General features: G+C 45.8%; 14 protein-coding genes and 2 pseudogenes. 9 read left to right on the forward strand and 7 right to left on the reverse strand.

What is annotated here, in order from left to right:
- Nucleotides 1-38: 38 nt before the first annotated feature.
- Nucleotides 39-572, reverse strand: coding sequence for an inorganic diphosphatase (ppa, locus tag B853_RS01430; RefSeq protein WP_038885343.1), 534 nt, complete (start codon nt 570-572; stop codon nt 39-41).
- 125 nt (nt 573-697) lie between these two features.
- On the reverse strand, nt 698-1714 hold the full coding sequence (gene fbp / locus B853_RS01435) for a class 1 fructose-bisphosphatase (RefSeq protein ID WP_005430527.1): 1017 nt from the start codon (nt 1712-1714) through the stop codon (nt 698-700).
- Nucleotides 1715-2028: 314 nt separating this feature from the next.
- Here fbp and mpl point away from each other — a divergent pair, with 314 nt between their 5' ends.
- The 5 genes and pseudogenes from mpl (at nt 2029) to thiQ (ending at nt 7573) form a co-directional block, all read left to right on the forward strand.
- Nucleotides 2029-3387 (forward strand): UDP-N-acetylmuramate:L-alanyl-gamma-D-glutamyl-meso-diaminopimelate ligase, encoded by a 1359-nt coding sequence (mpl, locus tag B853_RS01440; RefSeq protein WP_038885342.1) that lies wholly within the window; start codon nt 2029-2031, stop codon nt 3385-3387.
- Nucleotides 3387-4025, forward strand: a complete 639-nt coding sequence (locus tag B853_RS01445) for a flavin prenyltransferase UbiX (protein ID WP_038885341.1) — start codon at nt 3387-3389, stop codon at nt 4023-4025. Before mpl ends, B853_RS01445 begins: the two co-directional genes overlap by 1 nt.
- A gap of 251 nt (nt 4026-4276) precedes the next feature.
- Nucleotides 4277-5269, forward strand: a complete 993-nt coding sequence (thiB, locus tag B853_RS01450) for a thiamine ABC transporter substrate binding subunit (protein WP_038885340.1) — start codon at nt 4277-4279, stop codon at nt 5267-5269.
- A 14-nt stretch (nt 5270-5283) separates the two neighbouring features.
- Nucleotides 5284-6869: pseudogene (gene thiP / locus B853_RS01455) on the forward strand (thiamine/thiamine pyrophosphate ABC transporter permease ThiP).
- The gene (gene thiQ, locus B853_RS01460; protein WP_038885338.1) at nt 6869-7573 is read left to right on the forward strand and encodes a thiamine ABC transporter ATP-binding protein; all 705 of its coding nucleotides are present in this window, start codon (nt 6869-6871) and stop codon (nt 7571-7573) included. The pseudogene thiP and the gene thiQ overlap by 1 nt, the downstream one beginning before the upstream one ends.
- A gap of 75 nt (nt 7574-7648) precedes the next feature.
- Here thiQ and B853_RS01465 read toward each other — a convergent pair whose 3' ends face one another.
- The 4 genes and pseudogenes from B853_RS01465 to argR all read right to left on the reverse strand — a co-directional run bounded on the left by B853_RS01465 (nt 7649) and on the right by argR (nt 12824).
- Nucleotides 7649-8086: a universal stress protein gene (locus tag B853_RS01465; protein WP_005430588.1), complete on the reverse strand. Its 438-nt coding sequence runs from the start codon at nt 8084-8086 to the stop codon at nt 7649-7651.
- Nucleotides 8087-8130: 44 nt separating this feature from the next.
- Nucleotides 8131-10709, reverse strand: a pseudogene (locus B853_RS01470) (TRAP transporter permease).
- A 290-nt stretch (nt 10710-10999) separates the two neighbouring features.
- Entirely contained in the window at nt 11000-11968 is a 969-nt protein-coding gene (locus B853_RS01475; RefSeq protein WP_010445448.1) for a TAXI family TRAP transporter solute-binding subunit, read from the reverse strand.
- Between the two features lie 385 nt (nt 11969-12353).
- Nucleotides 12354-12824: a transcriptional regulator ArgR gene (gene argR, locus B853_RS01480; RefSeq protein ID WP_010445450.1), complete on the reverse strand. Its 471-nt coding sequence runs from the start codon at nt 12822-12824 to the stop codon at nt 12354-12356.
- Nucleotides 12825-13184: 360 nt separating this feature from the next.
- On the opposite strand from argR, the gene mdh reads away from it, so the two are divergent.
- A complete protein-coding gene (mdh, locus tag B853_RS01485) occupies nt 13185-14120 on the forward strand; it encodes a malate dehydrogenase (RefSeq protein WP_038885336.1) in 936 nt (311 codons plus the stop codon).
- Between the two features lie 124 nt (nt 14121-14244).
- Nucleotides 14245-14436 carry a hypothetical protein gene (locus B853_RS01490; protein ID WP_010445455.1) on the forward strand — a complete coding sequence of 64 codons (192 nt, stop codon included), beginning with the start codon at nt 14245-14247 and terminating at the stop codon, nt 14434-14436.
- A gap of 80 nt (nt 14437-14516) precedes the next feature.
- Here B853_RS01490 and ispB read toward each other — a convergent pair whose 3' ends face one another.
- Entirely contained in the window at nt 14517-15488 is a 972-nt protein-coding gene (ispB, locus tag B853_RS01495) for an octaprenyl diphosphate synthase (protein ID WP_038885335.1), read from the reverse strand.
- 257 nt (nt 15489-15745) lie between these two features.
- Here ispB and rplU point away from each other — a divergent pair, with 257 nt between their 5' ends.
- Complete coding sequence (gene rplU, locus B853_RS01500) at nt 15746-16057, forward strand: 50S ribosomal protein L21 (protein ID WP_000271393.1); 312 nt, start codon at nt 15746-15748, stop codon at nt 16055-16057.
- A 20-nt stretch (nt 16058-16077) separates the two neighbouring features.
- Nucleotides 16078-16335 carry a 50S ribosomal protein L27 gene (gene rpmA / locus B853_RS01505; RefSeq protein ID WP_005383095.1) on the forward strand — a complete coding sequence of 86 codons (258 nt, stop codon included), beginning with the start codon at nt 16078-16080 and terminating at the stop codon, nt 16333-16335.
- The last annotated feature ends 99 nt before the right edge of the window (nt 16336-16434 follow it).

A 16434-nucleotide genomic window follows, 5' to 3' on the forward strand; every position in this document is an offset into this window, starting at 1 on the left:
CAATTAATAAGCGCGGCTCTTTGTCTCTTTATTAGAGGCTATTTTTGGCTTTGAGCGCGTTCATAAGATTCTAAAATCTCAGCTTTCGCAGCTTCTACATCAGCCCAACCGTCGACTTTCACCCACTTACCTGCTTCAAGCTCTTTGTAACGCTCAAAAAACTGTGTGATTTGGGCTTTGAGTAGTTCTGGAATATCGTCCACATCTTGAATGCCTTCGTACTCTTTTGAGATTTTAGAGTGCGGCACAGCGAAGACTTTCGCATCTTCACCTGATTCATCCGTCATCTTCAGTACACCGACTGGGCGACAACGAATCACAGAACCTGGCATCAATGGGTAAGGAGTTGGCACCAGCACGTCCACTGGGTCACCATCTAGAGAAAGAGTGTCGTTCACGTAGCCGTAGTTACATGGGTAGAACATTGGCGCAGACATGAAACGGTCGACAAACACAGCACCAGTGTCTTTATCTACTTCGTATTTGATTGGATCCGCGTTAGCAGGGATTTCGATAACGACATAAATATCGTCAGGCAGTGATTTACCTGCAGGTACGTTGTTTAAGCTCATTTGAATATTCCTTTTCATTGAGGATTAAGCGTTTAGAGGCTTAATCTGGCTAACATTTGCGCAGTTCACTTTAACGACAAAAACGCGGCAGGTAAACACCTGCCGCGTTGGACAAAGGTCTGAAATTAGTCTTCTTCGCGATTCAGCTCAAGAAACTCTTCGACTTTGTTGACCATGTTCTTTGAACCCACAAAGAAAGGCACACGTTGATGCAGTTCGGTCGGTTTCAAATCCATAATGCGGTTTACACCGTCAGACGCCAGACCGCCAGCTTGCTCAATTAAGAATGCCATTGGGTTGCACTCGTACAACAGACGTAGTTTGCCTTGAGGGTGGCTTTGCGTGCTTGGGTACAAGTAAATGCCGCCTTTAAGCAGGTTACGATGGAAGTCTGCAACCAATGAGCCGATGTAGCGAGAAGTGTATGGGCGGCCATCTTCAGGCACGTTCTCCTGACAGTACTTGATGTACTTCTTCACGCCCTGCGGGAAGCGGATGTAGTTACCTTCGTTGATCGAGTAGATCTTGCCGTCTTCTGGGATCATCATGTTTTCATGAGATAGACAGAAGCTGCCAATCGATGGGTCGTAAGTGAAGCCGTTTACGCCATTACCTGTGGTGTAAACCAACATGGTGGATGAGCCGTAAATCACGTAGCCCGCCGCCACTTGTTTGTGGCCAGGCTGCAGGAAGTCTTCTTCTGTTGGTGGGGTACCAATAGGAGAAACTCGACGGTAAATAGAGAAAATCGTACCGACTGATACGTTCACATCGATGTTTGATGAGCCATCGAGTGGGTCCATTAGTACAACGTACTTTGCGTTTTGGTTAAGTTCTTTATTGAACGCAACCGCTTCATCTTCTTCTTCACTGGCAACGCCACACACTTGGTCGCGTGCTTCGAGCGCTGCTTTGAACTTGTCGTTCGCGTATACATCAAGTTTTTGCTGATCTTCGCCTTGTACGTTCTCTGTACCTACAGCGCCAGTGATATCACCAAGACCTGCCGCATTGATTTCGCGGTTTACGATTTTTGCAGCTAAACGAATAGAAGCTAATAGAGATGAAAGATCACCGCTAGCGTGGGGGAAATCCGCTTGTTTCTCAACAATGAATTCGCCTAGGGTGCGCAGTCCTGACATGGTTTATCCTTACATTTTTCATTTCGTTGGGGGTGTCACGCAATGGGGTCATCTCTTTATGGATGTTAAACGATTGCGTTAGATGTAAGTTTATGACGTAGATCTTATTAATGGTAATGAAGTAACCGACTGAGATCGCAAATTATTTGTCTTATTGCATAAGAAGCGAATCTCTTGGTTAATGCTTGGTCAGTCAGCCCTAAGCCCTGTCAGATTTGTGAAAGAGACTGCAAGAACACAGCGAAAGGCTCTCGCTTTTCTGGTGGTTATCACGATAATGAAAGGATTAAAGAACGCATTACAAGGTTAAGTTTATGCACATTCATATCTTGGGTATCTGCGGCACGTTTATGGGCGGTGCGGCAATTTTAGCGCGTCAGCTAGGTCATAAAGTGACGGGTTCGGATGCCAACGTCTATCCACCAATGAGTACCCTGTTGGAGTCTCAAGGTATTGAAATTATTGAAGGCTTTGACCCTTCTCAACTTGACCCTCAACCAGATCTTGTGGTGATTGGTAACGCGATGAGCCGTGGTAACCCATGTGTTGAGCATGTGCTGAATACCAATATGCGTTACACCTCTGGCCCACAGTGGTTACAAGAGTTCTTATTGCACGATCGCTGGGTTCTGGCGGTATCGGGTACCCATGGTAAAACCACCACTTCAAGTATGTTGGCTTGGATCCTAGAAGATTGTGGCTACCAACCGGGATTCCTTGTTGGTGGTGTGCTGGGTAACTTCGGTGTATCCGCTCGTTTGGGTGAGAGCATGTTCTTCGTCGTCGAAGCGGACGAATACGACAGTGCTTTTTTCGATAAACGATCTAAGTTTGTTCATTACCATCCACGTACGCTGATCATGAATAACCTTGAATTCGATCATGCGGACATCTTCGACGATCTAGAAGCGATTAAGCGTCAATTCCACCACTTGGTGCGCACTGTTCCGGGCAACGGTTTGATCCTTGCACCAAAGCAAGATCAGTCGCTACAAGACGTGATCGAGCGCGGTTGCTGGACTGAAAAGCAGTTCTCCGGTGTCGATGGTGATTGGCAAGCACACAAGCTGGTTGTTGATGGCTCAAAATTTGAAGTGTCACTGCAAGGTGAGAAAGTAGGCGTTGTGGACTGGGACCTTGTTGGTGACCACAACGTAGATAACGCTTTGATGGCTATTGCTGCTGCGCGTCATGTTGGTGTAGCTCCAGAGTTAGCTTGTCAGGCTCTCGGTCGTTTTATTAACACCAAACGTCGCTTAGAGTTAAAAGGCGAAGAGCAGGGCGTGACGGTTTACGACGATTTTGCTCATCATCCGACGGCGATTGAACTGACATTGGGCGGTTTACGTAACAAAGTTGGCGAAAAACGTATTCTTGCCGTTTTAGAACCTCGTTCTGCGACGATGAAGCGCGGTGTTCATAAGAATACTTTGGCGGCTTCATTGCACAGTGCTGATGAGGTGTTCCTCTTCCAACCAGATAGCATTGATTGGTCGGTACAAGAGATTGCAGACCAGTGTAAACAGCCTGCGTTTGTTGATGCAGAAATGGACACTTTTGTCGCAAAAATCGTCGAACGAGCGCAACCGGGCGACCAAATTCTCGTGATGAGTAATGGTGGCTTTGGTGGTATCCACGGCAAGCTTCTAGAACAACTGAAACAAAAAGCTTAATGACATTTATGCAGCAAAAAGTAACCCCTAAAAAAGCCATCACACTCGCATTAACGGGCGCCTCTGGTGCCCCGTATGGACTTCGTCTTCTTGAATGTTTAGTGGCAGCGGATTACCACGTCTACGTGTTGATCTCTTCGGCTGCGCGCGTGGTAATGGCGACCGAACATGACCTGAAACTCCCAAGTGGCCCTGAAGCGGCGCAAAAAGCGCTGGTTGAGCACCTTAATTGCAATCCAGATAACATCACCGTTTGTGGCAAAGACGACTGGTTTTCGCCGGTGGCTTCTGGTTCTGCGGCGCCTAAGCAAATGGTGGTGTGTCCATGTTCTGCAGGTAGTGTTGCGGCCATTGCACACGGCATGTCGGATAACTTGATTGAGCGTGCTGCTGATGTGGTAATGAAAGAGCGCGGACAGTTGCTGCTTGTAGTGCGTGAAACGCCATTCTCGACGTTGCATCTTGAAAACATGCACAAGCTTTCGCAAATGGGTGTCACCATTATGCCTGCAGCGCCGGGCTTCTATCATCAACCTAAAACTATCGAAGACTTGGTTGATTTCATGGTGGCGAGAATTCTTGATCACCTTGGCATTGAGCAAGGTTTAGTGCCACGTTGGGGTTATGACCAACGTTGATTGTGTAATCAATAAAAGACCTTTACAATCCATCCAACTCATCGGGGAGCAAACCCAGTTGGCATTGATCTTATCAATACTATTGGGCGCTGAGACCTAATCGCTTAACGTTGTTGAGCAAACAGGGACCCGTATTACCTGAACCAGATAATGCTGGCGTAGGAATTGAGTCTGGATATTGGAAGTCCTAAATACCGTCTCAACCCTGTGCCGCTCAACTCATTTTTACTAATGCAAATGGAGAGCGAGCAGTGAAAACCACTCTTAGTCTGATTGCCCTTGCAGCCATCACTTCTACTTCAGCGTTTGCCGCTGAAAACACTCTAACTGTCTACACGTACGACTCTTTCGCTGCTGATTGGGGACCTGGTCCTAAAGTCGAAAAAGCGTTTGAAGCCAAATGCGGGTGCGATGTTAACTTCGTTGCGCTGGACGACGGTGTTTCTATTCTTAACCGCCTTCGTTTAGAGGGAAACAATAGTAAAGCGGATATCGTGTTAGGTTTGGATAACAACCTGATGGCGGAAGCGAAAAAGACCGGGCTACTGGCTGAACATAATGTCGATACATCGAAAACGACTTTGCCTAGTGGTTGGAAAGACAAGACCTTCGTACCATATGACTACGGCTACTTTGCGTTTGTATACAACAAGGAGAAGTTGGCGAATCCTCCAAAAAGCATGAAAGAGCTGGTGGAAGAGCGTGATGATCTGAAAGTGATTTACCAAGACCCTCGTACTTCGACGCCGGGTCAAGGCTTGATGTTGTGGATGAAGTCCATCTACGGCGATGATGCGACTCAAGCGTGGAAGCAACTGGCAACGAAAACAGTTACAGTTACTAAAGGTTGGTCAGAAGCTTACTCGATGTTCTTGAACGGTGAGTCAGATTTAGTGCTGTCTTACACGACCTCTCCCGCGTACCATTTGATTGCAGAAGATGACGCGAAATACGCAAGCGCAAATTTTGCCGAAGGGCACTACATGCAAGTGGAAGTGGCGGCTAAGGTGAAAGGCTCAAAGAATGCTGAGCTTGCGGATGAGTTTATGAACTTTATTTTGAGTGATGATTTCCAATCTGCGATGCCAACAGGTAACTGGATGTACCCAGTGACAGAGGTTGAATTACCAAAAGGCTTTGAAACTCTCAGCGTGCCAAGCAAGCCACTGAGCTTTAGTGCAGACGAAGTCGCGAAAATGCGCAAGACTTGGATTCGCGAGTGGCAAAGCGCATTGACATTCTAATATAGGTTCTACTTTTGAATTCTGTTCCGAAAATAGGGTTAGGGGTCGCGATGATTATCGCGACCTTTGTTGTTTCTGCCTAGGTGCTTTGATTGTTCAAGCGCCTTCTCTTGATGTGTCTATGGTGTGGGGAGACCCATACTATCAACACGTCACCAAGTTCAGCTTCTACCAAGCTTTCCTTTCTACACTATTGAGTGTTGGCTTTGCTATTCCTGTTGCTCACGCACTTTCTCGACGTGAGTTCTTTGGGAAGTCTCTACTACTAAAGTTGTTTGCGTCTACCTTAGTTCTGCCGGTGTTAGTTGGTGTATTTGGCTTATTGGCGATTTACGGTAACAGCGGCTTATTAGCACAATGGCTGAAAAGCATCGATTCGGAGCTGCCGTTTTCCATCTATGGCCTGAACGGTATTTTACTTGCGCATGTGTTCTTCAACATGCCTTATGCGGCGCGCCTGCTTTTGCAAGCATTGGAATCGATCCCCGCAGAGCAACATAAACTGTGTGCACACCTTGGAATGAGCCATTGGGACAAGTTTCGCAGGGTGGAATGGCCACGCCTAAGGCAGCAATTACCACACGTAAGCGGCTTGGTGTTTATGCTTTGCTTTACCAGTTTTGCCACCGTGATGGCGCTGGGTGGAGGACCGAAGTCGACCACCATTGAACTCGCCATTTATCAGGCGATTAAGTTCGATTTTGATCTGCAGGCTGGGGCGCTTTTGGCACTGTGGCAAATGCTACTATGTGGCTTGTTAGCGATTGGCGTGCAGAAGTTGACTAAGCCAGTCTCAGTAAGCGCTGGTAGCACATCGGTACAGCAATATTTAACGAAGGATCATGGGTGGTCAAAAGCTTGGGATAGCTTTTGGATCATAGGTGCCTTTTTACTAGTAATACCGCCACTTGTGATGGTGGTGTTCAGTGGTATCAACCAACAAGTTTGGTCGGTATTGACCGATGAGCGTTTTTGGTCTGCACTGCTTAATTCACTCAAAGTTGCGGCACTGGCGAGCTCTCTTGCCGTTGCAGCAGGCGTATCGATTTTACTGACCAGCCGACGTTGGCGATTGCAGTGTAAAAACACTCGCGCCGATCAAATTGAGTTTATCGGAACCATTATCTTAGTAACGCCGGGATTGGTGATCAGTACCGGATTGTTCCTGTTACTGCGATCGTTTACCGATGTTTTCAGCTTGGCGTTTTTTGTGGTTATTTTGGTCAATGGCTTAATGGCATTGCCATATGTGATTAAAACCTTGTCTCAACCCATGTTACATATTGAACAGCAGTACCAGTACGTGTGCGCCAGCTTAGGCATGCGTGGTTGGCAACGTTTTAAAGTCGTGGAGTGGCAAGCGCTGCGCAAGCCGTTTGCACATGCTTTTGCTATCAGCTTTATGTTTGCAATTGGCGACTTAAGTGCGATTGCCTTGTTCGGTGGGCAAGAGTTTAGAACCTTGCCGTTGTACCTATTCCAATTGTTGGGAAGTTACCAGATGGATGCCGCTGCCGTGGTATCGGTTACTTTGCTGTTACTCAGCGTCGGCTGTTTTGCTTTGATTGAGAAAGTGTTGAAAACGAAGGAGAGAGCGTAATGTTAGTGTTGGATGATGTGCAGTACACCTATCAACGTGAACTGTTTCGTTTTGAGTTAGCTATTCAGCGTGGACAAATCGTTTCACTGATGGGGCCGAGTGGGGCGGGCAAATCAACCCTATTGGCGTTAGTTGCTGGTTTTATTAATCCAGACCATGGCGATATTCTGGTTGATGGTGAGTCTATCGTGCGTAAAGAGCCGTATCAGCGTCCGTTTTCAATGCTGTTCCAAGAGCATAACCTGTTTGCTCACCTGTCAGTAAGGGACAATATTGGTTTGGGCTTACATCCGGGGTTAAAGCTCACGGCAGACCAAAAACTGCTTGTTGAGCAAGCGGCGAATCAAGTCGGGGTTGCTGAGTATCTGGACCGTTTACCTGAATATCTTTCTGGTGGTCAGCGTCAGCGTGTGGCACTTGCGCGTTGTTTTGTTCAGCCGCATCCAATGTGGTTACTCGATGAACCTTTTTCTGCACTAGACCCAGTGCTGCGTGAAGAAATGCTGACACTGGTTAAACAGCTTGCTGCTGAGCGTGGTATTACCGTTTTGATGGTGACGCACCATCTAAGTGACGCCAGAGCGATTGCTAGTCATTTTGCATTTGTAGCTGGTGGTCAGGTTGAAGCTGCTGGTGCGATTGGTGAGCTTAATGCTCAACATAGCAGTGAAGCATTGAAAGCCTTTGTCAAAGCGGCGGGGTAAGTTTTCTACATTGTAAAAATAAAAGGTTGATGCAAGCATCAACCTTTTTTCATTTTATGAGTTTGAATGAGCGCGTTAACCTTGAGGTTTCACTACCATTACATTGATTGGTGAGTTCTCTACCACTTTACTTGCCACAGAGCCCAGCATCACTTTGTTGATCTTTGAGCGTTTATGGCTTGGCATAATGATAAGGTCAGCACCTAAACGTTCTGCGTAATCAAGGATGGTTGCATACGCCTTGCCTTCTGCAACGTGGACTTTGTAGATCACTTCGTCATCAATATGTTGGTCTGCAAAGGCTTTGAGTTGCTGTTTTACGTCTTGCTTCATTTTCGCCGCCGCATCTTTCGGGAAGTAAGTTGCGACCATCGACATATGAATACCAGGCAAAACAGTTAACAAGTGAACTTCAGCATTGGCTTGCTTTGCCTGCCATACCGCTAATTCAACAGCGCGGTCAGAAAAGCCTTGGTCATTTAGATCAACCGGAACAAGAATTTGTTTGTACATTCAATGTCTCTCATTGAGGCCCCTTATCCTCGGGGCCAAATCGGTTATGCGCTCAGCTGTTCCTTACGAGCACGACGTTTTTGGTTCAGGGCAAGTACCAGCAAGATCATTAAGCAAGGCACAAATACCCATTCTTTCATTGGACGATCTGCGTCTTGAACAATCCATTTGATCTCCCAGTCGAAGTCGACTCCGGCTGACTCTGCCGGGCTGCCAAACTCAACCATGTCTACGATCATTTTGCCGTCGTTCTCGGTCAGCATTAGGCCCATTGAAGAAATACGTTCTTCAGCGGTTGCTGCTTTATCTTCGAACGGAAGACGTACCGTTTTTTCAACGTAGTCACCTTCAAGGTTTTCACCAGCGACACGTAACTCTATGGATTCTCCTACATTTAGCCTTCTGTTATTTGAGCTATCTCAACGCCAGGGGAAAGAACTTTCGCGGGATAAAGCATGTCCCACCAGAAACCTGGTCTAAAGAAAGAGAAAGTGAGCACTAATAGGAGAACGGTTTCCCACCACTTGTTACGTGTGAACCACCAACCTTGTGTTGCTGCTGAGAAGATCAACATCGCAATGATCGAAGAGATCACGGTTAATGCCAAATGCCACCATGTATCGATCCCCATTAATAACAGTTGCGTGTTGAAAACGAACATGAATGGCAGAATTGCGGTTCGAATATCGTAGGTAAAGCCTTGAATACCAGTGCGAATTGGGTCTGATTTTGCAATAGCTGCTGCGGCGAAGGCTGCCAAACCTACTGGCGGCGTATCATCGGCAAGAATACCGAAGTAGAACACGAATAAGTGCACCGCAATCAGTGGGATGATCAAGCCGTGTGCTGCACCTAAAGTGACGATAACTGGCGCCATCAGTGTTGATACCACGATGTAGTTTGCTGTGGTTGGTAGACCCATACCCAAGATCAAGCTGATCACTGCAGTAAATAGCAACATCAGTATGATGCTACCGCCAGAGATGAACTCGACGAAGTCTGTCATCACCAGGCCAATACCAGTTAGTGTTACTACGCCAACAACGGTACCCGCAGCTGCGGTCGCAACACCGATACCAATCATATTGCGCGCACCAGAGACTAAGCTTTCAGCTAGATCGACAAAACCGTCTTTAGTTTGTTCGACAAGATCACCCTCTTTGGACAACACTGCAATCAACGGACGCTGTGTCAGCAAGATGAAGATCATAAATACCGTGGCCCAGAATGCCGATAGGCCTGGCGAAAAACGCTCAACCGTCAAACACCAAACCAATACGACGATAGGCAATAGGTAGTGCAGACCAGATTTAATCGTTGGGCCCGGATCTGGTACTTCGGTTAGCTCAGCATCAATTTCAATCGCGCCATCTTTGACGTGATTCGCTGAAATCTTCACAAGACCGACATAAGCAATTAGTAAAGCTACAGTAACGATAGGTGTTGCTGCATCGCCGAAGACGTCTTTAGTCCAACCCACACCGTAGTAAACCAAGGCGCTGATGACGCACAAGCCAAGGATAGTGCCAGTAAATGATAATAGGCTTTGTAGCATGGTTGGGTTGTGGCGACGAGGAAGGCCGGTCATGCCTGCTTTACATGCTTCAAGGTGAACGATGTAAATCAGAGCAATGTAGGAAATAAGTGCAGGAAGTAGGGCTGCTTTGATTACTTCAACGTAAGAGATACCAACATATTCAACCATTAGGAAGGCCGCTGCACCCATGATAGGCGGCGTCAGCTGGCCATTGGTTGAAGCAGCTACTTCTACCGCACCCGCTTTGGTACCAGGAAAGCCAACACGTTTCATTAGCGGGATGGTGAATGTACCTGTGGTTACCACGTTAGCGATGGATGAACCTGAAACAAGACCGGATAGACCGGATGCTACAACCGCCGCTTTCGCAGGGCCGCCTTTCATGTGACCAAGTAATGAGAAAGCAACCTTGATGAAGTAAGCGCCCGCACCAGCACGTTCTAGCATGGCACCGAAAAGTACAAATAAGAATACGAAAGATGTTGATACACCAAGCGCAACGCCAAATACACCTTCTGTTGTTAGCCATAGGTGCGACATCGCTTTGTTTAAGCTTGCACCTTTGTGGGCAATTACGTCGGGCATGTATGGGCCCGCGAAGGTATAAGTCAGGAACACGGCAGCCACGACCATCAGTGGTGGACCTAATGCGCGTCGTGTTGCTTCAAGTAGTAAAACCATACCTGTAACGGCAACCACGATATCCATGGTGGTTGGAGCGCCTGAACGGCCAGCCAGTTCGGTATAGAAAATAAAGATATAAGCTGCTGAAAAACTGCCCGCTAACGCCAATGCCCAGTCGATTAATGGGATATGATCTCGCGGAGAATTCTTCATTGCAGGATAAGCAGTAAATGCTAAAAAAGTAGCAAATGTAAGGTGGATCGCACGGGCTTCAGTGTCATTCAGTACGCCAAAATTAAAAATAAATGGTAGTGGAGATGCATACCATAATTGAAATAGTGACCAGCACAGCGGAACGAACCATAAGATTCGGCCTTGTAGCCCAGATGGGCTGCGCGCGCCAGTATCGGCTTGAGCCACCATTTCTTGCACATCTTGTGACGGAGTGTTGTTCGTCGACATGTACTTTTCCCTTATTATTGATGGTCCTGTCTTAGATTTACTTTTCGAGAACCTTATTTCGCCTCTTTCAGTGTAGTGAATAGGGCAAAACTTGCTTCTTATTGGTGTCTGGCTGTTTCCAGTAGAACGGCAAAGCTCTGGATTAAATAAAGCCAGCTTTAATTTTTCTTGAGTAATTGAACGCGATTCTAGGAAATAGAACCGGATAATTGAATTGAACAGGCGATTAGAACTACCACCTGCTTTCAAGCAGAGAGCCATCCCTCTCTGCTTGATTTATGGCGAATTGGTTATTTAATCAAACCAATTTCTTTGTAGTATTTTTCTGCACCTGGGTGAAGAGGGATAGAAAGACCAGCTTTCACCATGTCTTCTTTTTTCAAGTTTGCGAATGCTGGGTGTAAACGTTTGAATGTGTCGAAGTTTTCGAACACAGCTTTTGCTACGTTGTATGCAACATCATCTGATACATCTGTTGTTGTTACCATCGTTGCCGCAACACCGAAGCTATTTACGTCTTTGTCTGTACCGCGGTACATGCCAGCTGGAACTGTACTGTATGCGTAGTATGGGTTGTCTGCTACGATCTTTTCGATCTGTGGACCCGTTGCAGATACTAGCTTAGCATCACAAGATGTTGTTGCTTCTTTGATTGAACCGTTCGGGTGACCAACCATGTAGATAAACGCATCGATCTTGTTGTCACATAGCGCTTGTGAACGCTCAGAGCCTTTTAGCTCAGATGCCAGTTTGAAGCTGTCGTTTGTCCAGCCCATAGCATCCATTACTACGCCCATTGTCGCGCGGTCACCAGAACCAGGGTTACCGATGTTTACACGTTTACCTTTCAGATCTTGGACACTTTCAATACCAGAGTCTGCGCGTGCAATGATGTTAAAAGGTTCTGTGTGAAGAGAGAACATCGCGCGTAGCTTCTTGTATGGGCCTTGATCTGCAAACTTGCTTGTACCGTTGTAGCCGTGGTACTGCCAATCCGATTGCACGATACCAAAATCCAGCTCACCAGCACGAATTGTGTTCACGTTGTAAATAGAACCGCCAGTAGACTCTACAGAACAACGAACGTTGTGGTCTTTACGACCCTTGTTTACCAATTTACAAATTGCACCACCGGTAGGGTAGTAAACACCAGTTACAGAACCTGTGCCGATTGTGATGAATTCTTGAGCGTTAACAGCGCCTGCGCCCATTACAGCTGCAGCGATTGCGCCTACTTTAATAAGTTTGGTAAATGCCATGAATTTCCCTTCCTTTATTTTTTATCTACCCAAAAGTAACCATAAGTTACTTCTGAAGTTTCCTGTCTGGAAACGGCATCTTTTTCAATCCTAATGTTTGAAAAAGCGAGCGAATAATAACAAAAATTTGGCAGAAAATTATCCGATTGTTAAAACTTATAGCGAAAAAATCTAATGGGTAGTCATGGGAGTAAAAGAAAATAGAGAGTAATAGTTCTTTTATTACAGCTACTTAAGTGTTTTCTGGTGGGGTTGGTGAAAATAATTAATAGCGTGATGTATGTCACGTTTTTTGTGAGTGAAAATTAGCCTAATTAGCAAACATTTTACATAAATTATGGGCTACAAAAATTCAACTATTTTCATAGCCCATAAGTAGTTAGCATTAACCAGCGTACTCGAATAACTCACATACGGATTGGAACAACTGTTCCGTCGTTACTGCCATTGTTGGTGTGATAAAAATGGTGTCATCACCAGCAACCACACCTAAGATGCCCTCGGACTTACCAAGTGAGTCAAGTAGACGAGCGATAAGTTGAGCTGCGCCTGGACCAGTATGGATAACAACTAAAGCGGCGTTGTGGTCGATGTCTAACACCAATTCACGCAGAGAGCTACTTACTGTTGGGACGCCTAGCTCAGCAGGAAGACAGTAAACCATCTCCATTTTCGCATTACGTGTACGAACCGCACCAAACTTGGTTAGCATGCGAGAGACTTTAGATTGGTTAATACTTTCGAAACCTTGCTGTTTTAGTGCATCAACAATCTCACCTTGTGAGCCAAAGCTTTCTTCTTTTAATAGTGCTTTAAAAGCGCGAACTAAATTGTCTTGTTTTTCTGAATTGCGCATAGTGTTTTTTGATTCTCTTCATCTAAGTATCAGCAATGTGCATATTTTCGCATAGATATTCATCTAAAGCCAAAAGCTCCAACTATTATGTTAATTCCATCACTGTAAACCCCAAAGAGAATAGTGTTTCGTATTGTTCCAAAAACTAGGTGAAAAATGACATTGAATTTCTTGTCATTTCAGTCGAATAACAGAATAATCGAGGCCTCATTTGTAGCACGATAACAGTGAGTTGCGCGAGGTCGCAAAGCTGACGTTAATTGATTGTAATCAAGTTGTGATTCCGATAGCTTTATTTTAGCTGGTTACAAAATACCCTACGAATACGTTTATAAGAGAAATACTCTCAAGGAGAACTACATGAAAGTAGCCGTTATTGGTGCCGCTGGTGGCATCGGTCAAGCTCTGGCCCTTCTACTTAAGAACCGCCTTCCTGCAGGTTCTGACTTAGCCCTATACGATATTGCTCCAGTAACTCCTGGTGTGGCAGCCGATCTTAGCCACATCCCAACTCCGGTTTCTATCAAAGGTTACGCTGGTGAGGATCCAACACCTGCACTTGAAGGTGCGGACGTGGTACTTATCTCAGCTGGTGTTGCTCGTAAACCTGGTATGGATCGCGCAGATCTATTTAACGTAAATGCTGGCATCGTTAAGTCGCTAGCAGAGAAGATCGCGGTAGTATGCCCGACAGCATGTGTAGGTATCATCACTAACCCAGTGAATACCACAGTGCCAATCGCAGCTGAAGTGTTGAAAAAAGCAGGCGTTTACGACAAGCGCAAACTGTTTGGTGTTACAACGCTAGATGTTATCCGTTCAGAAACATTCGTCGCTGAACTAAAAGACAAAGATCCGGGTGACATTCGTGTGCCTGTTATTGGTGGCCACTCTGGCGTAACCATTCTTCCTCTACTTTCTCAAGTTGAAGGTGTTGAGTTTACTGCTGAAGAAGTGGAAGCGCTAACGAAGCGTATCCAGAACGCAGGTACAGAAGTTGTAGAAGCGAAAGCGGGTGGCGGTAGCGCAACTCTATCTATGGGTCAGGCGGCGTGTCGCTTTGGTCTAGCACTAGTACGTGCACTTCAAGGTGAAGAAGGTGTGGTTGAGTGTGCATACGTAGAAGGTGGCAGTGAGCACGCTCCTTACTTTGCACAACCTGTGAAGCTAGGTAAAGATGGTGTCGAAGAAGTGCTAAGCTACGGTGCTCTAAGTGACTACGAAAAGTCAGCACTTGATGGCATGCTAGAAACGCTAAATGGTGATATCAACATTGGTGTTGAGTTTGCTAAATAAGCCTCTCTCTATATAAAGAGCATCATATAATGACAAAGCCGATCTTAAGATCGGCTTTTTTGATCCTTTTTTATTGGCTTACGTATCAGAGTCAGAACCAAGCAGCGTTGTGAAGGAGAAGATGATGGAAGCAAGTCGAATTCGTAAAGGTATGGTTGTAGAGTGTCAGCAGGGAGTAGGGACCATTTTGGTGGTTGACCAAGAAGCGGAAACGGTACTGTTGGCTAAGCAAGGCTCTGAAGAGCAATTAGCGGTTAGCTTCGATGAAATAGAAGATAACCCTCAACTTCATGGTAGTAGTGACCAGTATTACTAGAATGATGTTCAACGTTTAAAAACAACAGATAATAAAAAGGAAGAGCGGGGCTCTTCCTTTTTATATTTGGGTCTACTTTATTAGCTAGTACGTTTTACAGCCATATGGGCTAGTGTGATGAGTGCTTGCTTATATTCAGACTCTGGCAGGATTGCGAGCTCAGCAATGGCTTTATCTGCTTCATCCAGCGCTCTTTGCGTGGTGTATTCCAGCGAGCCAGCTTCCTGCATTACCGCTAGAATGTCTTCTAGTCGATCCATACCATTGGCCTTCTCAATCGCTTCACGAATCATCTGCGCATTCTCTGGCGTGGTATTTCGCATTGCATGAAGTAGAGGAAGCGTTGGTTTGCCTTCAGCCAAATCATCACCAACATTCTTACCCATATCCTCACCGTCAGACGTGTAATCCATCACGTCGTCGATCAGTTGGAATGCTGTGCCCAAATATTTACCGTAATTCTGGAATGCCACTTCTACTTCTTCCGGCGCATCGTTAAGAATCGCACCAATCTGTGTAGCGGATTCAAACAAACGTGCGGTCTTAGAGTAGATGACCTGCATGTAGCTTTCTTCTGTCGCGTCAGGATCATTACAGTTCATCAACTGCTGAACCTCACCCTCTGCGATCACATTAACTGCGTCGCTCATCAGTTTAAGGATCTTCATTGATCCTAGCTCAGTCATCATTTGGAATGAGCGAGTATAAATAAAGTCCCCAACTAACACGCTCGCCGCATTACCAAATGCAGCGTTCGCTGTCGCTTTACCACGACGCATGTCAGATTCATCAACTACATCATCGTGCAACAAAGTTGCTGTATGGATGAACTCGATAAACGCCGCAGCCATAGTATGACCGTTACCTTGGTAACCAAGAGCACGTGCTGACAATATTGCCAGAAGTGGTCTCAGGCGTTTGCCCCCACCACTCACGATATAGAAACCGAGTTGGTTGATTAAAGAGACATCAGAATTTAGTTGGGCTTGAATTGTTTCATTCACTTTTGCCATGTCATCGGCAGTAAGCGCTTGGATAGTTTTAAAATCCATCGTATATCCGGCTGAAGTTAGACCCTGCAAGGCTTATTCGATTTATATAATTGTCGAATAATACACTAAAAAACGTTGATTAATACATTACTAAAGGGCATGATTGCCGCACTTTTCTTTGGCGATTAGCTTTTCGCCAATTTTTTCAAAATATGGCTTGTCATAGGAGCATCTCTTCTGTAGAATCTGCGCCCTATTGATGATTAGTTTAGCGCACACCCTCATGAAAAGGCTGTGCGGAAAAAGCGGAGTAAAATATGTACGCTGTTTTCCAATCTGGTGGTAAACAACACCGTGTAAGCGAAGGTCAAACTCTTCGTTTAGAGAAATTAGACGTTGAAACTGGTGCAACTGTAGAATTTGATAAAGTTCTTCTTGTTGCTAACGGCGAAGACATCAAAGTTGGTGCTCCTCTTGTAGAGGGCGGCAAAGTTGTTGCTGAAGTTGTACAACACGGTCGTGGCGATAAAGTTAAAATCGTTAAGTTCCGTCGTCGTAAGCACTCTCGTAAGCAACAGGGTCACCGTCAGTGGTTCACTGAAGTGAAGATCACTGGTATCAACGCTTAATCTATTAGGAGAGTTTAACAATGGCACACAAAAAAGCTGGTGGTTCTACTCGTAACGGCCGCGATTCAGAAAGCAAACGTCTAGGTGTTAAGCGTTTCGGTGGTGAATCTGTTCTTGCAGGTAACATCATCGTTCGTCAACGTGGTACTAAGTTCCACGCTGGTAACAACGTAGGTATCGGTAAAGACCACACTCTATTCGCTCTTACTGAAGGTAAGGTGAAGTTCGAGGTTAAAGGTCCTAAGAACCGTAAGTTTGTAAGCATCGAAGCTGAGTAATTTTACCTTTTAGGTTAATTATTAAAGCTTTACAGCTGAATTCAAAAGCCCTGCCGATTCGGCGGGGTTTTTTATTTGTAGCAGTCGACATATCGAAGT

It is taken from the genome of Vibrio rotiferianus CAIM 577 = LMG 21460, from assembly GCF_002741985.1.
Taxonomy (GTDB): Bacteria; Pseudomonadota; Gammaproteobacteria; order Enterobacterales; family Vibrionaceae; genus Vibrio; species Vibrio rotiferianus.